Source organism: Streptomyces sp. NBC_00557 (genome assembly GCF_036345995.1).
Classification (GTDB): domain Bacteria; phylum Actinomycetota; class Actinomycetes; order Streptomycetales; family Streptomycetaceae; genus Streptomyces.
This window is the reverse complement of record NZ_CP107796.1, coordinates 4,029,387-4,051,759: the sequence shown is the minus strand read 5'-3', so window position 1 is coordinate 4,051,759 and position 22,373 is coordinate 4,029,387. Positions and strand designations below refer to the sequence as shown.

The 22,373-nt window shown below is 71.6% G+C and carries 19 protein-coding genes and 1 tRNA gene; 7 read left to right on the top strand and 13 right to left on the bottom strand.

Going from position 1 to position 22,373, the window contains the following annotated elements; all coding sequences use genetic code 11:
• Positions 1 to 42: 42 nt before the first annotated feature.
• The 6 genes from pknB to OG956_RS17310 form a co-directional block, all read right to left on the bottom strand.
• Entirely contained in the window at positions 43 to 2,034 is a 1,992-nt protein-coding gene (gene pknB / locus OG956_RS17335) for a Stk1 family PASTA domain-containing Ser/Thr kinase (protein WP_330338879.1), read from the bottom strand.
• 190 nt (positions 2,035 to 2,224) lie between these two features.
• Positions 2,225 to 3,700 carry a peptidoglycan D,D-transpeptidase FtsI family protein gene (locus OG956_RS17330; protein WP_330338878.1) on the bottom strand — a complete coding sequence of 492 codons (1,476 nt, stop codon included), beginning with the start codon at positions 3,698 to 3,700 and terminating at the stop codon, positions 2,225 to 2,227.
• The gene (locus tag OG956_RS17325) at positions 3,697 to 5,148 is read right to left on the bottom strand and encodes an FtsW/RodA/SpoVE family cell cycle protein (RefSeq protein WP_330338877.1); all 1,452 of its coding nucleotides are present in this window, start codon (positions 5,146 to 5,148) and stop codon (positions 3,697 to 3,699) included. The genes OG956_RS17330 and OG956_RS17325 overlap by 4 nt, the downstream gene beginning before the upstream one ends.
• Positions 5,149 to 5,175: 27 nt before the next feature.
• Complete coding sequence (locus OG956_RS17320) at positions 5,176 to 6,717, bottom strand: Stp1/IreP family PP2C-type Ser/Thr phosphatase (RefSeq protein WP_330342872.1); 1,542 nt, start codon at positions 6,715 to 6,717, stop codon at positions 5,176 to 5,178.
• Between the two features lie 132 nt (positions 6,718 to 6,849).
• Positions 6,850 to 7,368, bottom strand: coding sequence for an FHA domain-containing protein FhaB/FipA (locus OG956_RS17315; RefSeq protein ID WP_330338876.1), 519 nt, complete (start codon positions 7,366 to 7,368; stop codon positions 6,850 to 6,852).
• Positions 7,369 to 7,378: 10 nt separating this feature from the next.
• On the bottom strand, positions 7,379 to 8,233 hold the full coding sequence (locus OG956_RS17310) for a DUF3662 and FHA domain-containing protein (RefSeq protein ID WP_330338875.1): 855 nt from the start codon (positions 8,231 to 8,233) through the stop codon (positions 7,379 to 7,381).
• A gap of 602 nt (positions 8,234 to 8,835) precedes the next feature.
• Between OG956_RS17310 and OG956_RS17305 the strand changes: the two genes are divergently transcribed.
• Positions 8,836 to 8,919: transfer RNA gene (locus tag OG956_RS17305), tRNA-Leu, on the top strand.
• A 190-nt stretch (positions 8,920 to 9,109) separates the two neighbouring features.
• On the opposite strand, the gene OG956_RS17300 is transcribed toward OG956_RS17305, so the two are convergent.
• Complete coding sequence (locus OG956_RS17300) at positions 9,110 to 9,898, bottom strand: Fpg/Nei family DNA glycosylase (RefSeq protein WP_330338874.1); 789 nt, start codon at positions 9,896 to 9,898, stop codon at positions 9,110 to 9,112.
• Between the two features lie 318 nt (positions 9,899 to 10,216).
• On the opposite strand from OG956_RS17300, the gene OG956_RS17295 reads away from it, so the two are divergent.
• From OG956_RS17295 to OG956_RS17285, 3 genes are all read left to right on the top strand, one after another.
• Positions 10,217 to 11,698 (top strand): DUF2252 domain-containing protein, encoded by a 1,482-nt coding sequence (locus OG956_RS17295; protein ID WP_330338873.1) that lies wholly within the window; start codon positions 10,217 to 10,219, stop codon positions 11,696 to 11,698.
• Positions 11,699 to 12,013: 315 nt separating this feature from the next.
• Positions 12,014 to 12,820 (top strand): hypothetical protein, encoded by an 807-nt coding sequence (locus OG956_RS17290; protein WP_330338872.1) that lies wholly within the window; start codon positions 12,014 to 12,016, stop codon positions 12,818 to 12,820.
• 69 nt (positions 12,821 to 12,889) lie between these two features.
• Entirely contained in the window at positions 12,890 to 13,219 is a 330-nt protein-coding gene (locus OG956_RS17285) for a rhodanese-like domain-containing protein (RefSeq protein WP_330342871.1), read from the top strand.
• A 175-nt stretch (positions 13,220 to 13,394) separates the two neighbouring features.
• Here the strand turns inward: OG956_RS17285 and OG956_RS17280 are convergent, their stop codons facing one another.
• The 5 genes from OG956_RS17280 to paaA are packed head-to-tail and all read right to left on the bottom strand — an operon-like array spanning position 13,395 to position 17,074.
• A complete protein-coding gene (locus OG956_RS17280; protein WP_330338871.1) occupies positions 13,395 to 14,459 on the bottom strand; it encodes a 2Fe-2S iron-sulfur cluster-binding protein in 1,065 nt (354 codons plus the stop codon).
• A complete protein-coding gene (paaD, locus tag OG956_RS17275) occupies positions 14,459 to 15,031 on the bottom strand; it encodes a 1,2-phenylacetyl-CoA epoxidase subunit PaaD (RefSeq protein WP_330338870.1) in 573 nt (190 codons plus the stop codon). Before paaD ends, OG956_RS17280 begins: the two co-directional genes overlap by 1 nt.
• On the bottom strand, positions 15,025 to 15,756 hold the full coding sequence (gene paaC, locus OG956_RS17270; RefSeq protein ID WP_330338869.1) for a 1,2-phenylacetyl-CoA epoxidase subunit PaaC: 732 nt from the start codon (positions 15,754 to 15,756) through the stop codon (positions 15,025 to 15,027). The genes paaD and paaC overlap by 7 nt, the downstream gene beginning before the upstream one ends.
• Entirely contained in the window at positions 15,753 to 16,040 is a 288-nt protein-coding gene (gene paaB / locus OG956_RS17265) for a 1,2-phenylacetyl-CoA epoxidase subunit PaaB (RefSeq protein ID WP_014673816.1), read from the bottom strand. Before paaB ends, paaC begins: the two co-directional genes overlap by 4 nt.
• A complete protein-coding gene (gene paaA / locus OG956_RS17260) occupies positions 16,037 to 17,074 on the bottom strand; it encodes a 1,2-phenylacetyl-CoA epoxidase subunit PaaA (RefSeq protein ID WP_330338868.1) in 1,038 nt (345 codons plus the stop codon). The genes paaB and paaA overlap by 4 nt, the downstream gene beginning before the upstream one ends.
• A 363-nt stretch (positions 17,075 to 17,437) precedes the next feature.
• Here paaA and OG956_RS17255 point away from each other — a divergent pair, with 363 nt between their 5' ends.
• The 3 genes from OG956_RS17255 to OG956_RS17245 are packed head-to-tail and all read left to right on the top strand — an operon-like array spanning position 17,438 to position 20,582.
• A complete protein-coding gene (locus OG956_RS17255) occupies positions 17,438 to 18,559 on the top strand; it encodes a DUF5819 family protein (protein WP_330338867.1) in 1,122 nt (373 codons plus the stop codon).
• Positions 18,556 to 19,833, top strand: coding sequence for an HTTM domain-containing protein (locus OG956_RS17250; RefSeq protein ID WP_330338866.1), 1,278 nt, complete (start codon positions 18,556 to 18,558; stop codon positions 19,831 to 19,833). Before OG956_RS17255 ends, OG956_RS17250 begins: the two co-directional genes overlap by 4 nt.
• On the top strand, positions 19,830 to 20,582 hold the full coding sequence (locus tag OG956_RS17245) for a TrmH family RNA methyltransferase (protein ID WP_330338865.1): 753 nt from the start codon (positions 19,830 to 19,832) through the stop codon (positions 20,580 to 20,582). Before OG956_RS17250 ends, OG956_RS17245 begins: the two co-directional genes overlap by 4 nt.
• Here OG956_RS17245 and paaN read toward each other — a convergent pair.
• Entirely contained in the window at positions 20,579 to 22,273 is a 1,695-nt protein-coding gene (gene paaN, locus OG956_RS17240; RefSeq protein WP_330338864.1) for a phenylacetic acid degradation protein PaaN, read from the bottom strand. The genes OG956_RS17245 and paaN overlap by 4 nt on opposite strands.
• Positions 22,274 to 22,373 lie beyond the last annotated feature (100 nt).

The window sequence follows — 22,373 nt, the reverse complement described above, 5'->3', positions numbered from 1 at the left end:
CCCTTGGTGGGGACCGCCCCGCGGTGCTGCCGGGCCGGTGGCTCAGCCGTTGATGCCCCCGAAGAGGCCGCCGCCGTTGTTGCCGCCGTTGTCACCGCCGCCGACGTCCGCGGTGTTCAGGACGATCTGGGTGTTGTTCGGGTCGGCCTGGGTGCCCTGGGCCGGGCTCTGCTGGACGACCCGGGCCTTGTCGTCGTTGGGTCCGTTGACGGTGATGTTGTTGAAGCCCTGCTGCTTCAGGGCCTGTACGGCGTCCTTCAGGGTCTGCAGGGTGACGTTCGGCACCTGCGTCTGCTGGTTCTGCTGGAACACGCCGACCGTGAGGCTGATGGGCGTGTTCTTCTTGACCTGCTGGCCGGGCTGCGGGTTGGTCTGGGTGACCTTGCCGTTGTCGTCCGGGTTCGTGGTGGGCTGGTTGGTGCAGGTCGGGGCCAGGCCCAGCTGGGTCAGCTCCGCCTTCGCGTCGTCGCAGGACTTGCCGATGACGTCGTTGGGAATCGTGACCTGCTCCTCGGCCTTGGCGACCGTGAGGGTGATCGTGCTGCCCTTCTGCCGGTTGGTGCCGCCCTTCGGGTCCTGGTCGATGACCACGTTCGGCGTCTGGGAGGACACCTGGGTCTTCTTCTCGACCTTGAAGCCCTTTTCCGTCAGCCGGGACTCGGCCTCGTCGAACTGGATGCCGCGCACGTCCGGCACCTCGACCTTGGGCGCGCCCGTGGAGATCACCAGGCTGACGGTGCTGCCCTTGTCGACCTTGGTGCCCCTGTCGGGGTTCTGATCGCAGACGCTGCCCTTGGGCTGGTCGTCGCAGGGCTTGCCGGAGGTGGTGATCTTCAGATCGACGTTCTCGGCCATCTTCTTGGCCGAGGACTGGGTCTGGCCGATGAAGTTCGGCACCGGCACCTTGCCGTCGCCGTTGTTGCCTCCGCTCGCCACCCACTTGCCGATCAGGATCGCGCCGATCAGGACCAGGATGCCCGCGACGACGAGGAGGATCGTGGAGGTGTTGTTCTTCTTCGGGCGGCTGCGCCGGTCGGGGCGGTCGTCGTAGCCGTAGCCGCCGTCGTCGGGGTTCATCGGCGGGAGCATGGAGGTCGCCGCCGCGCCGGAGTCCTGGCGCAGGGCCGTCGTCGGCTGGTCGTCGGGGTAGCCGCCGTAGCCGGCCGCTCCCATCGCGGCCGTCGCCGCGACCGGCTGGCCGTCCAGGCACGCCTCGATGTCGGCGCGCATCTCATCAGCCGACTGGTACCGGTAGTTCGGGTCCTTGACCAGCGCCTTCAGGACGATCGCGTCCATCTCGGGGGTGATCTCGGGGTCGAAGACCGACGGCGGCTGCGGGTCCTCGCGGACGTGCTGGTAGGCCACGGCGACCGGGGAGTCGCCGACGAAGGGCGGCCGTACCGTCAGCAGCTCGTAGAGGAGACAGCCCGTCGAGTAAAGGTCCGAGCGGGCGTCGACCTGCTCGCCCTTGGCCTGCTCCGGGGAGAGGTACTGGGCCGTGCCGATGACCGCCGCCGTCTGGGTCATGGTCATTCCGGCGTCGCCCATGGCGCGGGCGATGCCGAAGTCCATCACCTTGACCTGGCCGTTGCGGGTCAGCATGACGTTGGCCGGCTTGATGTCGCGGTGGACGATGCCGTTGCGGTGGGCGTACTCCAGGCCCTGCAGGATGCCGATGGTCATCTCCATCGCGCGTTCCGGCAGCAGCTTCCGGCCGCTGTGCAGAAGCTCACGCAGGGTGGAGCCGTCGACGTACTCCATCACGATGTACGGGATGGAGACGCCGTCGATGTAGTCCTCGCCCGTGTCGTAGACCGCGACGATCGCGGGGTGGTTGAGCGAGGCGGCCGACTGGGCCTCCCGGCGGAACCGGGCCTGGAAGGAAGGGTCGCGTGCCAGGTCGGCGCGCAGGGTCTTCACTGCCACGGTGCGGCCGAGGCGGGTGTCATGCGCGAGGTAGACCTCGGCCATGCCACCACGGCCGAGCACCTGGCCCAGCTCGTACCGGCCGCCGAGGCGACGCGGCTCTTCCATAGCTACCTACCAGCCCTCTCCGTCGGTCTCGGCCGCACACCCTCGTGCACGGCCGGAGGCTGCCGTCCGGGCCTACCGTACCCGGCTCGCTTTGTATGACCTGGCCAAGCCCGGAACCCGATACAGGACCGGTATCGCAACGTGCGGCGATGTGGAGGAGACGTGAGCGGCGTCACTTCCTGGGGCAAGGTCACTTCTTGGCGTTGATGACCGCCTCCATGACGTTCTTCGCGATCGGCGCGGCCAGGCCGCCACCGGAGATGTCGTCACGGTTGGCGCTCTCGTCCTCGATGACCACGGCGACGGCCACCGGCGAGCTGCCGTCGGGCATCTTGGCGAAGGAGATGAACCAGGCGTACGGGTTGGCGCTGTTCGCCACACCGTGCTGCGCGGTACCGGTCTTGCCGCCCACGGTGACGCCGCTGATCTTCGCGTTCGTACCGGTGCCCTTCTCGACCACCGTCTGCATCATCGACTGCAGGATCTGGGCGTTCGCCGGCGACAGCGGCCGGCTCAGCTCCTCCGGCTGGGTCTTCGCGACCGGGTCCAGGTTGGAGGACTGCAGCTCGTCCACCATGTACGGCTTCATCAGCTTGCCGTCGTTGGCGACGGCCGAGGCGACCATCGCCATCTGCAGCGGGGTGGCGGCGGTGTTGTACTGGCCGATGGAGGACAGCGCGGTCTGCGACGGGTTCATGTGGTCGGAGAACACCGACGCGTTGGAGCGGACCGGGGTGAACTGCTCCGAGTCGAAGCCGAACTTCTTCGCCTCGGCGAGCATCTTGTCGTTGCCGAGGTCGGAACCGATCTTGCCGAAGACCGAGTTGCAGGAGTACTGCAGGGCGACCCGCAGGGTGGCGTTCTCGCAGGGGATGTTGCCCTCGTTCTTCAGCGGGGTCGTGGTGCCCGGCATGATCCACGGCAGCGGCGAGTTCGTCTTCTCGTCGGCCGACTTGTACAGACCGTTCTCCAGCGCCGCCGCCGCGGTGACCACCTTGAAGGTGGAGCCCGGCGGATAGGTCTCGCGCAGCGCCCGGTTCAGCATCGGGTCGGCCGGGTTGTTCTTCTTCTGCAGCTTGTTCCAGGCCTTGGCGTCGCTGTCGGAGTAGCCCGCGAAGGACGAGGGGTCGTACGACGGGTAGGAGGCCAGCGCCAGGATCTTGCCGGTGGACGGCTCCAGGGCGACGACCGCGCCCTTGCCGCCCCGCTGGGCCAGTCCGTTGTACGCCGCCTTCTGCGCGGCCGCGTTCAGCGTGGTGACGACGTTGCCGCCCTGCTGCGGCTTACCGGTGATCATGTCGAGCGTCTTGCGGAAGAAGAGCCGGTCGTCGTTGCCGGTCAGGATGCCGTCGTCGATCTTCTCCAGCTGGCTGCCGTCGAAGGCCTGCGAGGAGTAGCCGGTCACCGGGGCCCACATGGGCCCGTTCTTGTAGGTGCGCTTGTACTTGAAGTCGCCGCTCTTGGACACGACGGAACCCGTTATCGGGTTGCCGTCGACGATGATGTCGCCGCGCGGGTGCGCATAGCGCTCGATGGCGACCCGGCGGTTGTCCTTGTCGCTCGCCAGCTGGTCGGCCTTGACGTACTGGAGGTAGTTGTCGCGGATCAGGAGGGCCAGCACGAGCAGGCCGCAGAAGATCGCGATCCGGCGCAGGGGCTTGTTCATGACGGGCGGACCACCTGGGTCATCTCGGCGTCGGGGTTCGTGGCGGGGGTGGGCGCCGGGCGGCGGGCGGTGTCGCTGATGCGGATGAGGATGGCGATCAGCGCCCAGTTGGCCAGCACCGAGGAACCGCCGGAGGCCAGGAACGGCATGGTCATACCGGTCAGCGGGATGAGGCCCATGACACCGCCGGCCACCACGAAGACCTGCAGGGCGAAGGCGCCGGACAGGCCGACGGCGAGCAGCTTGCCGAACGGGTCCCGGGCGGCGAGGGCGGTGCGCAGGCCGCGCTCCGCGATCAGGCCGTAGATCAGCAGGATCGCCATGATGCCCGCGAGACCGAGCTCCTCGCCGAAGGTGGCGAGGACGAAGTCGGAGTTGGCGGCGAACTTGATCAGGTCCGAGTGGCCCTGGCCCCAGCCGGTGCCGAGGGTGCCGCCGGAGCCGAACGCCCACAGGGACTGCTGCAGCTGGTCGGAGTGGAGGATGCCGTCGTGGGTGATCTGGCGGCTGAGCTGGTACTCGCGCATCGGGTTGAGCCAGGCCTGCACACGGGTCTGGATGTGCGGCTCGAAGCTCGCCACGCCGACCGCGCCGGCCGCGGACATCAGCAGACCGAACACGATCCAGCTGGTCCGCTCGGTGGCGACGTACAGCATGATCACGAACATGCCGAAGAACAGCAGCGAGGTGCCGAGGTCGGTCTCGAAGACGAGGATGAGGATCGAGATCGCCCAGACGACCAGGATCGGACCGAGGTCGCGGCCGCGCGGCAGGTACAGGCCCATGAAGCGGCGGCTGGCGAGGGCCAGCGCGTCCCGCTTGACCATCAGGTAACCGGCGAAGAACACCGCGAGCACGATCTTCGCGAACTCACCGGGCTGCAGGGAGCCGAGGCCCGGGATGCGGATCCAGATCTTCGCGCCGTAGATGTTGGCCCCGAGGCCCGGCACCAGCGGCAGGATGAGCAGCACCAGGGCGCAGAACATCGAGATGTAGGTGTAGCGCTGCAGGACCCGGTGGTCCTTCAGGAAGATCAGCACCGCGGCGAACAGGGCGATGCCCATCGCGCTGTACAGCAGCTGACGGGGCGCTGCGGGGGAGAAGCCTCTGAGCGACTGCAGCAGCTTCGACTGGTCCAGCCGCCAGATCACCACGAGCCCGAGCCCGTTGAGCAGCGTGGCCAGCGGCAGCAGCAGCGGGTCGGCGTACGGCGCGAACTTCCGTACGGCGAGATGGGCGACGCCGGCCAGCAGCCCGAGGCCGAGGCCGTACTCCAGCAGCCCGGCGGGGACGTGGTTGCTGATGGCCAGGCCCACGTTGGCGTAGGCGAACACCGGGACGGCCACGGCGAAGACCAGCAGGGCCAGCTCGGTGTTGCGGCGGCTCGGCGCGCCGATCGCGCCGATCGTGGACGTGTGGTGCGTCGGCGGATTAGTCGTACTGCTCATCGTGTGACAGGGCCTCTCGCGGCTCGGCTACTGCTTGCCGCACTGATCGACGACCTTCTGCTCATCCTCGGAGAGGCTCGGGCCGGGGTTCGGAGTGGCGGTCGCGGACGGGGACTTCGAAGGGTTCTTCGTAGCGGGCGCCGTCGTGGATGGGTGCGGAGTCGGGGACGCCTTGGACGTGAGGGCGCTGCGGGTGGTTCCCGTGGTCCCTCCGGCCTGACCCTGGACCGGCTTCCCGTTCTGCTGCGACTCGGCCGTCTGGCGCTCCGCCTGCTTCCGGCACGCGGAGGCCTGGACCGACAGGGCCTCGATCTTGGCCTGCGCCTGCTGCAGACCGCCCGCCGCGATCGTGTTCTTGACCTGCTTCTGCTGGTAGGGCGGCAGGTACTTGAGTTCGATCTCGGGGTGGTCCTTCTCCACCTTCGACAGCGACACCCAGGCCAGGTTCTGGCTGATGCCGCGGTACAGCGCCACGTGCTCGCCCTTGGCGCCGACGTAGTACTGCGTCTGCGTCCACCGGTAGCCGCCGTAGAGGCCGCCGCCGACGACGGCGAGGGCGAGCGCGCCGTAGAGGGATCTCTTCAGCCACCTGCGCTGCCCGCGCGGCTTGGTGAAGTCGCCGTCGGCGTAGTCGCCGAAGCTGCCCGCCGGGATGTAGCCGGTGTCGCCCGAGCCGGGCGGGCCGAACTCGCCGCCGCCGTGGCCGGACTGCCGGCGGCCCAGGTGGGAGGCGCGGCCGGCCGGGGTCTGCATGATGCCGTTGTCGTGCAGATGGTGCTGGTTCTCGGCGACGGCGCCGACCACGACCGGCTGGTCGGACAGCTGCCCGGCGAGGGTGTCGCCGGTGTCCAGGTCGAGGACGTCGGCGACGATGACGGTGATGTTGTCGGGGCCGCCGCCGCGCAGCGCGAGCTGGATCAGCTCCTGCACGGTCTCCTGCGGGCCCTGGTAGCTGGCGAGGGTCTCCTCCAGCGTCTGGTGGGAGACGACGCCGGACAGGCCGTCGGAGCAGATCAGATAGCGGTCGCCGGCCCGGACCTCGCGGATGGACAGGTCGGGCTCGACGTGGTCGCCGCTGCCGAGGGCGCGCATCAGCAGGGAGCGCTGCGGATGCGTGGTGGCCTCTTCCTCGGTGATCCGGCCCTCGTCGACGAGCCGCTGCACCCAGGTGTGGTCCTGGGTGATCTGGGTGAGGACGCCGTCGCGCAGCAGGTACGCGCGCGAGTCGCCGACGTGCACGAGCCCGAGCCGCTGCCCGGTCCACAGCAGCGCGGTCAGCGTGGTGCCCATGCCCTCGAGCTGGGGGTCCTCCTCGACCATGGCGCGCAGCTGGTCGTTGGCGCGCTGCACGGCCGTGCCGAGGGAGGTGAGGATGTCGGAGCCGGGTACGTCGTCGTCGAGCGTGACCAGGGTGGAGATCACTTCGGACGAGGCGACCTCGCCGGCCGCCTGGCCGCCCATGCCGTCGGCGATGGCGAGCAGCCGGGGGCCTGCGTAACCGGAGTCCTCGTTGCCCTCGCGGATCATGCCCTTGTGCGATCCGGCGGCAAAGCGCAGTGACAGACTCATGCCCACCTCGCCCATCGGCTCCGGGTACAGCCGGTCGTGTCGAGCCACACTGCCCACCCTCCGGTCGGGAGCGCGCCGGGGACCGGGGTGCGGCCTGCCGCTGCGTGCTCGCTCCGCTCGCTCATTGTCGTACTACTTCCGCAGCTCGATGACGGTCTTGCCGATGCGGATCGGCGCGCCCAGCGGGATCGGCGTGGGGGTCGTCAGCCGGGACCGGTCCAGGTAGGTGCCGTTGGTGGAACCGAGGTCCTCGACGATCCACTGACCGTCGCGGTCCGGGTAGATCCTGGCATGGCGGCTGGAGGCGTAGTCGTCGTCCAGCACGATCGTGGAGTCGTGCGCCCGGCCCAGCGTGATCGTCTGGCCCTGGAGCGCGACCGTGGTGCCGGTCAGCGTGCCCTCCGTGACGACCAGCTTCGTGGGGGCGTTCCGGCCGCGCCGGCCGCCGCCCTGCTGGCCGCGCTGCGGTGGGGGCGCGGCGGCCTGCTGCCGGGGCGCCTGCTGCTGGCGCCCGGCGTCCCTACGCGATCCGCGCTGGGTGACGCGCGTACCGAACAGGTCGCTCCGGATGACCTGCACGGCCACGATCACGAACAGCCACAGTACGGCCAGGAAACCCAGCCGCATGACCGTGAGGGTCAGCTCTGACATTGCCCCCGCTTCACCCTTCGGCTTGCCTATAGATAACGGTGGTGCTGCCCACGACGATCCGCGAGCCGTCGCGGAGCGTAGCGCGGGTGGTGTGCTGCCCGTCCACCACGATGCCGTTGGTGGACCCGAGATCCTGGATCGTCGAGGGCGTTCCGGTCCGGATCTCGCAGTGCCGGCGGGACACGCCGGGGTCGTCGATCCGTACGTCGGCGTCGGTGCTGCGGCCCAGCACGAGCGTCGGGCGGGAGATCTGGTGGCGGGTGCCGTTGATCTCGATCCAGTAGCGGGTGCGCCCGCCGCTCACCGGGGCGGCCGCGGGCCGCTGCGTGGCGGGCTGGGGATAGCCGTAGCCACCGGGCCGGGCGCCGGGCGGCGGCGCCGACGGCATCGGAGGCACGCCGGCGGGCGCGGCGGGCGGGTAGCCGTAGCCGCCCGGGGCGCCCGGCGCCGGACGGCCGGGGGCCGGGGCCGCGGGGGCCTGCTGGCTGCTGGAGGAGGCGAGGGTGCGGCTGCGCACCCGGTACAGACCGGTGTCCAGGTCGTCGGCCTTCTCCAGGTTGACCTTGATCGGCCCCATGAACGTGTAGCGCTGCTGCTTGGCGTAGTCGCGCACCATGCCGGCCAGCTCGTCGCCGAGCTGCCCGGAGTAGGGGCTGAGACGCTCGTAGTCCGGCGCGCTCAGCTCCACGATGAAGTCGTTGGGTACGACGGTCCGGTCGCGGTTCCAGATCGTGGCGTTGTTGTCGCACTCGCGCTGGAGCGCGCCGGCGATCTCCACAGGCTGGACCTCGGACTTGAAGACCTTGGCGAAGGTGCCGTTCACCAGACCTTCGAGACGCTGCTCGAACTTCTTCAGGACTCCCATGGGGCACCTCCTCCGTCCCTGCCGTCTGCCTTGCCCTGCTCTGTACTGCGTACTGCCGCTGCTACCGCGTCCTGCTCACTGATCGTATCTACGCGCCCGGCGATCAGCCGGTTCCTGCCATGGATCGTAGAGGCGGCCGCAGACCAGTGTCCCGCACCCCGCTGTGCACCCGGACCGCCTCCTGGGCAGACGGCCGGTACCGGTACGAGGTTGATACGTGAACCGGGTCTCGTTGAAACGTGCAAGGCGGGTGGAGTGGGTAGGGGACGTTGGTTTGGGGAGGGGCGGTGGCCGGGGGACGGGGATGGGGATGGGCGGAGAGACGGGTGGAGGGATCGGTGGAGAGGGGTGGGGAGAGGTTTGGGGAGAGGGAGGGGGCGCAGGGCGGTGGGGCCGGATCCGGGCGGCGCCGCGTGCGGCGCGGGTACCCCCGGGGGCGGGCGGGGTCGGGCGGGGCGGACCCCGGGGGTACCCGCGGCGTCGGGCGGGGCGGGCCCCGGGGCGGCGGGAAGGGATGTGAATCCACCCCGTACGGCGTGCTAATGTTCTGCGTGTCGGAAGGGGCCAGCCCGAAAGGGCCGGGACTGGAAGACACACCCAATGCGCGGGTGGCGGAATAGGCAGACGCGCTGGATTCAGGTTCCAGTGCCCGCAAGGGCGTGGGGGTTCAACTCCCCCCTCGCGCACAGAGACGAGACGGGTCTCTGCCGGTGACGGAAGTCACGGCAGGGGCCCGTTTCGCGTTGCGGTCCACGATTGTGAGGGATCGCACAGAGGCGGTGACCGGTGGCCGGTGACCGGTGGCCGGCTTCGCCGGTGAGCTATCTCACGGAAGAGAGTGTCCGCGGGACGCCCGTGTCCCGTGCGCTCGACCCCTCAGGCCGCGTCCGGCTGGCAGCGCGGGCACCACACCGTGCCGCGGCCCGCCATGCGGGTACGGCGTAGATGGGCACCGCAGCGTGGGCAGACCGGATCGGGGTCGTCGCGGCGGCCGGTCAGCCATGCGTCGCGTGGCGGGACACAGCCCGCGTCGACCGCGGAACGCAGCGTGCGGCGCATGTGCCTGTACAAGCACCGGCGCTCGGCCTCCGTGAGATCACCCGCCCGTCTGCCGGGGTGCAGCCCGGCACGCCACAGGATCTCGTCGGCGAGCAGATTGCCGAGACCGGCCAGCACGGACTGGTCGGTCAGCGTCGTCTTGATGTGCCCGCGGCGCCCGCAGAGCACGTCCTCGAAGCCGGCACGGTCCACCGCGAGCGCGTCGGGCCCCTGGCGCTCCAGCATCCGTGCCACACCGGAGTCGTCCTGGGCCAGCCAGAGACCCTGGAGCTTGCGCTGGTCGCGGTAGTGGAGCCGGTGTCCGCCGCTCAGCTCGAACAGGACGCGGTCGTGCGGCTCCACGGGGTCCTCCGGACGGGCGCAGAGCAGCCGCCCCGTCATGCCGAAGTGCAGCAGGAGGGTGGGGCCGTCGGTGCGGGCGAGCAGCCACTTGCCGTGCCGTTCCGGCTCGGTGAACCGCCGCCCCTCCAGTGCCTCGCCCAGCCGCCGCGCGCCCAGCCCGTGCAGGACGCCCGCGTCGCGCACGTCCACCCGGCGGATGACCCTGCCCTGCGCGCAGGAGATGAGCACCCTGCGGAAACCTTCGACATCGGGAAGCTCGGGCATGGCGGGTCCCTTGGGCGGCCGGTGGTGGCGGTGCAGGGGGGCGGGGATGCGGTGCAGGCGGGTGTGGGGATGCGGTGGAGCAGGCGGAGGCTCCTGAGCCTGTGGCCTCCTGCCTCCTGTGACCTCCTCGCCCCTGTGCGTCCGGTGCCTCCTGCCGACAGGTTTCCCCCAGCCTCCGCCCATCCTCTCCTCGTTCCTCCGCCGGACGGCCTACGGCCTCACCGCTGAGCGCCTGTGAGGAAGTTCTCTCCGGGCCGCCCGTCGGCCGTCGCGGGCCTGACGTGTTTGCGTCACCCGCTGTACGGTCTGCACGAGTTGATGTTCGTGTCGGATCTCAGCCGACGGTGCTCGGGGGAGGCGGTCGCGGTGACCGGAACCGGTGGGGAAACGCTGGCGGACGCGGTGGGCCGGGAGACGCGCCGGCTGCCGAGGGTGCGCGGGTTCGCCCAGTGGCCGCGGCAGGGCTCGCCCAAGGAGGAGGGCAAGGCGCTGCGGTCGAGCGTTCCGCGCAGCGCGCACCGCGCGCTCGACCTCGACGCCGCCCGACCCGACGCCGTGACCGCGGTCGCCGAGTCCAACGCCGGCCGTATCGAGGAGCTGACCCCCATCCGCGTCGGACGGATGGCGGCGACACCGTTCGCCTTCCTGCGCGGCGCGGCCGGGCTCATGGCGTACGACCTGGCCCGCACCCCGATGACCAGGATCGGCGCCCAGATCTGCGGAGACGCGCACGCGGCCAACTTCGGTCTGTACGGCGACGCCCGCGGTGACCTCGTCATCGACCTCAACGACTTCGACGAGACCGTGCACGGCCCCTGGGAGTGGGATCTGAAGCGGCTCGCCGCCTCGCTGGTGCTCGCCGGGCGGGAGGCCGGCGCGGACGAGGACACGTGCCGCGCCGCCGCGCGGGACGCCGTCGGCGCCTACCGCCGCACCATGCGTCTGCTGGCCAAGCTGCCGGTGCTGGACGCGTGGAACGCGATCGCCGACGAGGAACTGGTCTCCCACACCGACGCCCACGACCTGCTCGGCACCCTGCAGCGGGTCTCGGAGAAGGCCCGCGCCAACACCAGCGGCCGGTTCGCGGCGAAGTCCACGGAGCCGCACGAGGACGGTGGGCGGCGCTTCGTCGACGCGGCGCCGGTGCTGCGCCGGATCCCGGACGCCGAGGCCGCGGCGGTCGCGGCGTCCCTGGAGGAGTACCTGACGACCCTGCCGGAGGACCGGCACCCGCTGCTCGCCCGGCACGCGGTGCACGACGTGGCCTTCCGGGTGGTCGGCACCGGCAGCGTCGGCACCCGCTCCTACGTCGTACTCCTCCTCGACCACCGCGAACAGCCGCTGGTCCTGCAGGTCAAGGAGGCCCGCCCCTCCGCGCTCCTCCCCCACCTGGCCACCGCCGGCTTCGAGGCGCCGCCGGTGGAGCACGAGGGCCGCCGGGTCGTCCTCGGCCAGAAGCGGATGCAGGTGGTCAGCGACATCCTGCTCGGCTGGACGACCGTCGAGGGGCGCCCCTTCCAGGTGCGGCAGTTCCGCAACCGCAAGGGCAGCGTCGACCCCGCCGCCCTCCCGGCCGACCAGATCGACGACTACGCCCGCATGACCGGCGCCCTGCTCGCCCGCGCGCACTCCCACAGCGCCGACCCTCGCCTGATCGCCGGCTACTGCGGCAAGAACGAGGAACTGGACGAGGCGATAGCCGCCTTCGCCGTCACCTACGCCGACCGCACGGAGGCCGACCACGCCGACCTGGTGGCCGGCATCAGAACGGGCCGGATCGCCGCCGAACTGGGCGTGTGACCGGCGCGGAGCTTCTGGGGCACCGCGCAGTGGCCGTCTCGGGTAGCGGGCAGTGACCTTCCCAGGCACCGGGCAGCAACCTTCCCGGGCACCGCGCAGTGACCTTCCCGGGTACCGCACAGCGTGGAACGGCGGTGCCCGCGAGGGGGGCCTGCTCCGCCACCGGCATACGGCTGCGCAGCGCCGAGGCGGCTCGGTCCCCCGGATGCGGTCCGCCGCCTGCGCGCTCGCACCAACGCGGACCCGCACCCGGCGGACGAGGCCACCGGCGGCCCTACGGCGTCCCGTCCCGCCCGGACCGCCTACCCTGTTCGCGTGACGACCCCGGATGCCGAACAGTCCCCGCGCCCCGAGGAGCGGCTCGAGCGGGCCGTACGGGCCGCCGAGCAGGCGCTGATCGAGTACGAGATCGCCGTGGAGACGTTCCGCGTCGAGGTCGAGAACTTCTCCCGGCTGCACGAACAGCGGCTCGGCCCGCTCTACGCCCGTATCGAGGTGCTGGACGCCGAGATCGCCGAGGCGAAGGCCGCCCGCACCGGTGATCCGGAGGACATCCGGCGCGCCGAGGAGGCCCGAGCCCGGGTCCTGCCGATCCCCGGTGTGGAGGAGCTGCTGCACGGCTGGATGGACGGCGACGGCCTGTTCCCGGAGGCCGCCGCCATGCTGACCGACCAGGCCGTGCGGCCCCCGGAGCGGGTGCGGCCCAGCGAGGAGGCCCGCAAGCTCTACCGCGAGCTGGCCCGCAAGGCCCACCCCGACCTCGTACAGGAGGAAGAGGAACGGCAGCGGCGTGAGGAGTTCCTCACCCGCGTCAACGCCGCCTACGCCCGTGGAGACGAGGCCCTGCTGAAGGAGCTGGCGGAGGAGTGGGCGGCCGGCCCGGTGCCGCCCGAGCGGCGTCCGAGCCCCGCCGAGGAGCTGTACGCCCGCCTCGAATGGCTCGCCCAGCGCAAGGAACTGCTCACCCTCGTCGCCCGGGAACTGGAGGAGGGCGCGATCGCCGGCATGCTCCGGCTCGCCCCGGACGACCCCGACGGGCTGATCGAGGAGATCGCCGGCAAGCTGCGCTCGGACATCGCCCAGCGGGAGGCGGAGCTCGCGGCGCTGCTGGGGCAGGCCTGAGCCGCGGCTCGGTTCGGCCGGACCCCGGGTCCTTCGGGTAGCGTCGGGGGCATGAACTTCGGAGCTGGTGTGCCCACGGTCGAGGTCACGGACCTCAAGGACGGCGACTTCCTGCTGGACGTCCGCGAGGACGACGAGTGGCAGGCGGGCCACGCCGAGGGAGCGCTGCACATCCCCCTCAGCGAGTTCGTGGCCCGCTACGGCGAGCTGACCGAGGCCGCCCCGCAGGATGGCCGTGTGCACGTCATCTGCCGTTCCGGCGGCCGCTCGGCGCAGGTCACCATGTACCTGGTCCAGCAGGGCATCGACGCGGTGAACGTCGACGGCGGCATGCAGGTCTGGGAGGCGAAGGGCCGCCCGGTGATCACGGACGACGGCCGGCCGGGCTTCGTCCTGTAGCTCACCCCTGCTGTCTCATCCCTGCTGTCCGGGCCGCGCGGTGATCTGCGGCACCCGCCCGCCCGCCCGGCCTCGCGGAGCCGGCTCACGCCGAGGCGGCGTACGCGCGTCTCGGCCGTCGCGCACGTGAGCGGTCGCACGTCTCGGCGGTCGCCCGTCTCGGCGGTCGCCCGTCTCAGCGGTCGAAGTCCAGCTCCACCTGTTCCGTCAGCGGATGCGACTGGCAGGCCAGGACGTACCCGGCTTCCGTCTCCTCCTTCTCCAAGGCGAAGTTGCGGTCCATGCGGACCTCGCCGGAGACCAGGAAGGCGCGGCACGTCCCGCAGACACCGCCCTTGCAGGCGTAAGGCGCGTCGGGGCGGTTGCGCAGGACCGTCTCCAGCAGCGTCTCGCCGTCGCGCACCGGCCAGGTGCCGCCGCGCCCGTCGAGGCGGGCGGTGACCGCGCTGTGCACGGGAGCCTGGGCGCTGGGGGCCGGGGGCGCGCCCGCGTCCACATGGAAGATCTCCTGGTGGATGCGGGACCGGTCCACGCCCAGCTCGCGCAGCGCCTGCTCGGCGCCCTGCACCAGCCCGTACGGCCCGCACAGGAACCAGCCCGCGACCTCGCCGACCGGCAGCAGCGCGGGCAGCAGCCCGGTGAGCCGCTCGCGGTCCAGCCGTCCGGACGGCAGGCCCGCCTGCTGCTCCTCGCGGGAGAGCACCGTCACCAGCTGGAGCCGCTCCGGGTAGCGGTCCTTCAGGTCGGCGACCTCCTCCAGGAACATCGTCGAGGCCGCCGTGCGGTCGCTGCGTATCAGGCAGAACCGGGCCGCCGGCTCGCGTGCCAGCAGCGTGGAGACGATGGACAGCACGGGGGTGATGCCGCTGCCGCCGACCACCGCCGCGTACAGCCCCGGCGCCGGGTCCAGCGTGAAGCGGCCGGCCGGGGTCATCACCTCCAGGACGTCGCCGACGTTGATCTCCTTCAGCGCGTAGGCGGAGAAGGCGCCGCCCTCCACCATCCGCACGCCCACCCGCAGGGTGTCGGGGCCCGGACCGGACGGGTCGGGGGCGGGGGAGCAGATCGAGTAGGTGCGCCGTATCTCGGTGCCGTCGACCCGGCGGCGCAGCGCCAGATGCTGGCCGGGTGCGTGCCGGTACTCCTCGCGCAGCTCGGGCGGGACGGTGAAGGTGAGGGCGACGGAGTCGTCGGTGATCCGGTCGACCGCGGCCACCGGGAGCGGGTGGAAGCGCGCCATCACAACTCCTTGAAGTGGTCGAACGGTTCACGGCAGGCGAGGCAGCGGCGCAGGGCCTTGCACGCGGTGGAGGAGAACCTGCTCAGCAGCTCGGTGTCGGCGGAGCCGCAGTGCGGGCAGCGGACGGGCTCGGCGAGTGCGGCGTCGGTGGCCCCGTTCCCGGCGGCCCCGTTCCCGGCGGACGCTTCCTCGGTGCGGGTCGGGCCGAGCGTCAGCGGCACCGGTCCGGAGGCGGCGCGCACCCGCGGGGGAGCTATGCCGAACTCCCGGAGTTTGCGCCGCCCTTCGGGGCTGATGTCGTCGGTCGTCCAGGCGGGGCTGAGCACCGTGCGGACCGTGACCTCGCGCATGCCGTGGGAGCGCAGCACCCGCTCGATGTCCACGCTCATCGCCTCGATGGCGGGGCAGCCGGTGTACGTCGGGGTCAGCTCGACCTCGACCGTGTCGGGGCCGTGGAGGTGCACCGCGCGCACCACGCCCAGCTCCTGGAGGGTGAGCACCGGCAGTTCGGGGTCGGGTACCGAGCCGGCCAGTTCCAGCAGCTCCGCCTCCAGGGAGGTGGTGGTCACCATGTCGCCCCCGGGTGGCTGCGGTGCAGATGCTGCATCTCGGCGAGCATCCGCCCGAACGGCTCGGTGTGCAGGCCCTGTCGGCCGGCGCCGGCCGACCAGGCGCCGGTGCGCGGACCCTCGGGGAGCGGGAGCGTGGCACGGCGGAGCACGTCCTGGACGGACTCCTGCCAGCGTGCGTCCAGGCCCGCCCAGTCGGCGTCGAGGCCCTCCACCGGCTGGAACATCTCGCCGGTGAACCTCCACAGCGCCGTGCAGGCACGGCGCATCCGCTCGTGGCTGGTCTCGGTGCCGTCGCCGAGGCGGAGCGTCCACTGCTCGGCGTGGTCGCGGTGGTAGGCGACCTCCTTCACCGCCTTCGCGGCGAGGGACGCGAAGGGGCCGTCGCCCGCGGCCAGTTCGGTGTAGAGCAGGTGCTGGTAGGTGGAGAAGTACAGCTGGCGGGCGATGGTGTGGGCGAAGTCGCCGTTCGGCTGCTCGACCAGCTGGAGGTTGGTGAAGGACCGTTCCTCGCGCAGATAGGCCAGTTCGTCCTCGTCGCCGGCCATGGACAGCAGTATCCGGGCCTGGCCGAGCAGGTCGAGGGCGATGTTGGCGAGGGCGACCTCCTCCTCCAGGACGGGGGCGTGTCCGGCCCACTCGCCCAGCCGGTGGGAGAGCACCAGGGCGTCGTCGCCGAGGGCGAGGGCGGCGGTCACCGGGACGGTGGCGGGGCCGGTGGCGGTCACAGGTGCTTCACCCCTTCCGGGATCTCGTAGAAGGTCGGGTGCCGGTAGGGCTTGTCGGCGGCCGGCTCGAAGAACGGGTCCTTCTCGTCCGGCGAGGACGCGGTGATCGCGGCGGCCGGGACGACCCAGATCGACACGCCCTCACCGCGGCGGGTGTACAGGTCGCGGGCGTTGCGCAGGGCGAGCTCGGCGTCCGGGGCGTGCAGGCTGCCGGCGTGGGTGTGGGAGAGGCCGCGCCGGGAGCGCACGAAGACCTCCCACAGAGGCCAGTCGGTGGTGCTCATGCTCGCTCCGCTCCTGTCTCGTGTCCTGCCTGACCGGTGCGGCCGCTGCCGCCGGAGTGCTTGGCGGCGTAGGCGGCGGCCGCTTCCCGTACCCACGCTCCCTCGTCGTGGGCGCGCCTGCGCTGGGTGATCCGCTGTTCGTTGCACGGGCCGTTGCCCTTGAGGACCTCCCAGAACTCCGTCCAGTCGATCGGCCCGAAGTCGTAGTGCCCGCGCTCCTCGTTCCACTGGATGTCCGGGTCCGGGAGGGTGAGGCCCAGGGACTCGGCCTGGGGGACGCAGATGTCGACGAAGCGCTGGCGCAGCTCGTCGTTGGAGTGGCGCTTGATCTTCCACGCCATCGACTGCGCGGAGTGCTGGGACTCGTCGTCGGGCGGGCCGAACATCATCAGCGAGGGCCACCACCAGCGGTTCACCGCATCCTGGGCCATCGCGTGCTGCTCGGGTGTGCCCTTGCTCAGGGCCAGCAGCAGTTCGTAGCCCTGGCGCTGGTGGAAGGACTCCTCCTTGCAGATCCGCACCATCGCCCGCGCGTACGGTCCGTAGGAGCAGCGGCACAGCGGGACCTGGTTGGTGATCGCGGCGCCGTCCACCAGCCAGCCGATCGCACCGACGTCGGCCCAGGTCAGCGTCGGGTAGTTGAAGATCGAGGAGTACTTCTGGCGGCCGCTGTGCAGCTTGTCGAGCAGCTCGTCACGGCTGGCGCCCAGGGTCTCGGCCGCGCTGTACAGATACAGGCCGTGGCCGGCCTCGTCCTGCACCTTGGCCATCAGGATCGCCTTGCGGCGCAGGGAGGGTGCGCGGGTGATCCAGTTGGCCTCCGGCTGCATGCCGATGATCTCGGAGTGCGCGTGCTGGGCGATCTGCCGGATCAGGGTGGCGCGGTAGGCGTCCGGCATCCAGTCGCGCGGTTCGATGCGCTCGTCGGCGGCCACGGCCGCGTCGAAGGCCTGCTGGAAGGCCGCCGTGTCGACGGTGTCCGGCGCGCCGTCCGCCGCTGTGCGGGCCGTGCGCTGCGGGGCTGCTGTGGCCATGCGGTCCCCCTGACCTCGGGCTCTGCGGTGACATCTGTCCCGACCGATCGTTCGGTCCGTGCGCATCAATGGTGTGCCGGGCCGCCGTGGGGTGTCAACCGCTGTGGAAAACTCCGCCGCCCGGCCTGTGGACAGACAGCGCGAGGCCAGGTGAGACCAGGTCGGGCCGGGGCGGCGCCGTCCCCGCGTGGCGCGGACCACGGCCGTGGGCCGTACCCGGGGCTGCGCCGGGTGGCCTGGGCTGAGTACCGTTCCGTGCTGACGCCGAGTGGCGTACGTGAAAGACGGGGCGCTCGTTGCGGCGCCGGATCACTGAGCGGACCACCGAGCCGCACGACGAGCCGAAACGGGGGACGGGGCGGAATGGACGCGTACGACGAGGACCCGGGGGCCCGGCAGGACCCCGGCGGGCCGGCCGGGGCGCGTCTGTCGGAAAGCCCCCCGGACGGCTTGCATGCCCTGACCGGCCGGGATTCCACGGCCGGCGGGCATTCCCCGGCCGGCAGGGACTCCCAGAGCGGGGTGGACCTCGTGGCCGGCGGGGATTCCCAGACCGAGGTGGACCTCGTGGCCGGCACGGATTCCCCGGCGGCACCCGGTTCCGCGGGCGGTGAGGGCGCTGCGGCGGGCAAGGGAGCGGAGGACGCCGATGGCGTGGGCGGCGGTGTGACCGGCGCGGAGCCCTCCGGGGCGACCTCCTCGGCCGGGCCCGGCCAGCCGGGCGAGTCTGCCGAGCCCGGAGCGTCTGCTCATCCGACCGTCTCTCCCCAGCCGGACGGGGCCGTCCAGCCGGTCAGCGCCGCCGGGTCCGGTGCTTCCGCGCCGCCCCCCGCCCCCCGTACCGGCGTGGCCGCCCTCTCTCCCCGGTACCAGGTCGCCGCGGCGCTGGCGCTCGCGCTGGTCGCCGTCGCCGCCTGTGTGCACCTGCTGATGGTGTTCCTCAGCCTCGCCCCGGCCAACACGGTGACCAAGCAGCACGGCAAGGCCGTCGAGGAGTGGGTGTTCCCGGAGTTCGAGCAGAACTGGAAGCTGTTCGCGCCGAACCCGCTGCAGCAGAACATCGCCGTCCAGGTGCGCGCCGTCGTACGCACGAAGGACGGCGGGCTGCGCACCACCGGCTGGACGGACCTCTCCGCCCAGGACGGCGCCGCGATCGACGGCAACCCGGTGCCGAGCCACACCCAGCAGAACGAGTTGCGCCGGGCCTGGGACTTCTTCACCGCCACGCACAGCGCCGACAACCGCCCCGTCGGCATGCGCGGCTCCCTCTCCGAGCAGTACCTGCGCCGGATCGTGGTCATGCGCCTGTACCGGACGTATCCGGCCGGCCGTGACGGGATCATCCAGCGGGTGCAGATCCGTTCGAGCACCACCAATGTGCAACCGCCGGCGTGGAGCGGTGAGCGCGTGTCCGACAAGCCCGTCTACCGTGTGCTGCCCTGGTGGACCGTGACGGCCGACGAGGCAGCGGGAGGTGTGCGGTGAACCGGCTCTCCCTGACCCTCTCGCGCGGCATCGCCAACGTCACCGGGTCGGCTCTCGGGCCGTACCAGAGCGCCGTGATACGCATCGGCTTCGCCGGGACCTGGCTGCTCTTCCTGCTCCGTGAGTTCCCGCACCGCGAGGAGCTGTACGGCCCGGCCGGCCCCTGGGGCTGGAACCTGGCCAAGGAGCTGACCGACGACAACCACGCCTTCACGGCGCTGCTGTGGTCGCACGGCCAGCTGTGGTTCGAGTGCTGCTACGCGCTGGCGATCGCCGCCGCCGCGGCGCTGCTGCTCGGCTGGCGCACCCGGACGGCGTCCGTGCTGTTCATGGTGGGCGTGCTGTCGCTGCAGAACCGCAGCGTCTTCATGGGCGACGGCGGTGACAACGTCCTGCACCTGATGTCGTTCTACCTCGTGTTCACGCGCTGCGGGCAGGTGTGGTCCCTGGACGCGCGGCGGACGGCACGCGACGAGGCGGCACGCGCGCGTGGCGAGCGGGTGCCCGCCGACCGGGTCGGCCCCGCCCTGTGGTCGGTGTTCGGCCTGACGCTCCTCGTCGCGACGTTCACCGGCCGGTTCGGCAACGGCTGGCTGATTCCCGCGCTGCTGTGGACGGCCTGGGCGGTGCAGGGCCTGTGGTGGGCCGTCGGCCGCCGGGCGGTGTCACAGCAGCCGCGCATCCTGCTGGACGTCGTCGCCAACGTCCTGCACAACGGCGGCCTGCTCGTGATCATGGCGGAGGCGTGCCTGATCTACGCGACGGCCGGCTGGTACAAGATCCAGGGCTCGCGCTGGCAGGACGGCACCGCCGTCTACTACCCACTCCACCTGGACTACTTCTCGCCGTGGCCCGGACTCGCCGACCTGATGTCCTCCAGCGGCACGATCATGCTGGCCGTCGCCTACGGCACGGTCGCGGTGCAGGTCGCCTTTCCGTTCACCCTGTTCAACCGGCGGGTCAAGAACGTCCTGCTGGCGCTGATGATGACCGAGCACGCGGTGATCGCGGTCGTGCTCGGCCTGCCGTTCTTCTCGCTGGCGATGATCGCCGCGGACGCGGTCTTCCTGCCGACGTCGTTCCTGCGCCGGCTGGGCGCACTGGCCGCACGCGCGCGTGGACGGCTCGTCCGGCACGAGCATGACGGCCGCGGGGTGCCCGTACCGCGCTCTTCCGGCGACGGCCCCGGCGTCGCCTCCGAGGACGGCGCGCACGGCCGATGGGGGTCCCCTCGCGCGAGCGCAGCCGAGCGTGGGGGAGGGTTCACCGCATGACCGACCCGCTGATCCGTTGGCGTGAGCATGCCGGTGACGCCGTGCTGCTGGACGGCTTCCACGCCCTCAAGCACGCGCTGCGTTTCGGCGCCGAGGTCCCGGTGGCGGTCGCCACGGACCGGCGGGCCGCGCTCGCCCTCGCCGAGGACCTGGCAGGGGACGTACGGGACGCGCTCGACGCGCTGCTCACCGAGGTGCCCGCGGAGGCGTACGCCTCGCTCGTCCCACGGCGGCACCCCACCGGGGTGGCCGCGCTCGCCGTACGACCTTCACGCGAGGCGAATCTGCGCAGGCTCGCCCACCTGCCCCGCACCGCGCCCGTCGTGGTCCTGGACAACCCGCGCAACCTGGGCAACGCGGGTGCCGTGATCCGGCTGGCCGCCGGTTTCGGGGCGACCGGCGTGGTCACCACGGGCACGCTCGACCCCTGGCATCCCACGGTGGTGCGCGGCGGCGCGGGCCTGCACTTCGCGACCGCCGTGGAGCGGCTGGACGTCGACGAGCTGCCCCCCGGGCCGGTGTTCGCGCTGGACCCCGAGGGCGACGACATCCGGGGCGTGCGGCTCCCGGACGACGCCGTCCTCGCCTTCGGCTCCGAGCGCAGCGGACTGTCGGCGGAACTGCGCGCGCGTGCCGGCCACTTGCTGTCCCTGCCGATGCGCCCCCAGGTCTCCAGCTACAACCTGGCCACGAGCGTGGCGATGACGCTCTACCACTGGAGCGCAGGGGGCGCGCTCACGCCTTCCTAGGCCTCGCGGCGGACCTCCACGACCCGGAACCGGTTGGCCACGAACGCCCCGTCGCACAGCGCGGCGTTGGCCGCCGGGTTGCCGCCCGAGCCGTGGAAGTCGGAGAACGCGGCGGTCTGGTTCACGTACACCCCGCCGGTCAGGTTGAGCGACAGCTGGGCCGCCTCCTCCAGGCACACTTCCTCGACGGCCTGCTCCACCTCGCTGTCGGTGGTGTAGGCGCCGACCGTCATCGCGCCCTTCTCGCGGACCGTGCGGCGCAGCAGCTCCACCGCGTCGTGCGCGGAGTCGACGGCGACGGCGAAGGAGACGGGGCCGAAGCACTCGCTCATGTAGGCGGCCTCGGCATCCGGCTTGGCGCCGTCCAGCTTGACGATGACGGGCGTGCGGACCACCGCGCCGGGGAAGTCCGGGTTGGTGATCTCCCGCGAGGCGAGGGCGACTTCGCCGAGGCCGGCGGCGGCCTCCAGGCGCGCCTTGACGTCCGGGTTGACGATCGCGCCCAGCAGGGCGTTGGCGCGGGCGTCGTCGCCGAGGAGGCCGTCGACCGCGCGGGCGAGGTCGGCGGTGACCTCGTCGAAGGTCTTGGGGCCCTCGTCGGTGCGGATGCCGTCCCGGGGGATCAGCAGGTTCTGCGGGGTGGTGCACATCTGGCCGCTGTAGAGGGACAGCGAGAAGGCCAGGTTGGACAGCATCCCCTTGTAGTCGTCGGTGGAGTGCACGATCACCGTGTTGACGCCGGCCTTCTCGGTGTAGACCTGCGCCTGGCGGGCGTTGGCCTCCAGCCAGTCACCGAAGGACGTGGACCCGGTGTAGTCGATGATCTTGATCTCGGGGCGGGTGGCGAGGGTCTTGGCGATGCCCTCGCCGGGGCGCTCGGCGGCCAGCGCCACCAGGTTCGGGTCGAAGCCGGTCTCGGTGAGCACCTGACGCGCGATCTGCACGGTGAGCGCGAGCGGCAGCACCGCGCGCGGGTGGGGCTTGACCAGGACCGCGTTGCCGGTGGCGAGGGAGGCGAACAGGCCCGGGTAGCCGTTCCAGGTCGGGAAGGTGTTGCAGCCGATGAGCAGGGCGAGGCCGCGCGGGACCGGCGTGAACTGCTTGGTGAGGGCCAGCGGGTCGCGCTTGCCCTGGGGCTTGGTCCACTCGGCCGTCTCGGGCGTGCGGATCTGCTCCGCGTACGCGTACGCCACCGCCTCCAGGCCGCGGTCCTGGGCGTGCGGGCCGCCCGCCTGGAACGCCATCATGAAGGCCTGGCCGGAGGTGTGCATGACCGCGTGCGCGAACTGGTGCGTGCGGTCGCTGATGCGCTTCAGGATCTCCAGGCAGACCATGGCCCGGATCTCCGGTCCCGCCTCCCGCCAGGCGCGCTGCCCGGCCTTCATCGCGGGCAGCAGCACGTCGATGTCGGGGTGCGGGTAGGTCACGCCCAGCTCGATGCCGTACGGGGACACCTCGCCGCCCACCCAGTCGTCCGTGCCGGGCTGGTCGGTGAGGTCGAGGCGGTTGCCCAGCAGGGCGTCGAAGGCGGCCTTGCCCGCCGCGGCGTCCAGGCTGCCGTTCTCGCCGTAGGCCTTGGGGTGCTCGGGGTGCGGGGACCAGTACGCGCGCGTGCGGATCGCTTCCAGCGCCTGGTCGAGCGTGGGCCGGTGCTTGGCGATCAGCTCGTGGGCGGTCAGTTCGGCGGCCATACGGGACCAACTCCTCGTCTGGAGAACTCTTCTTCGAGTCCATGACCTGGGCGGAAACCTGGCAGGAATCGGCAGGTGCGGCGCGAAGCGCCTCGTTCTT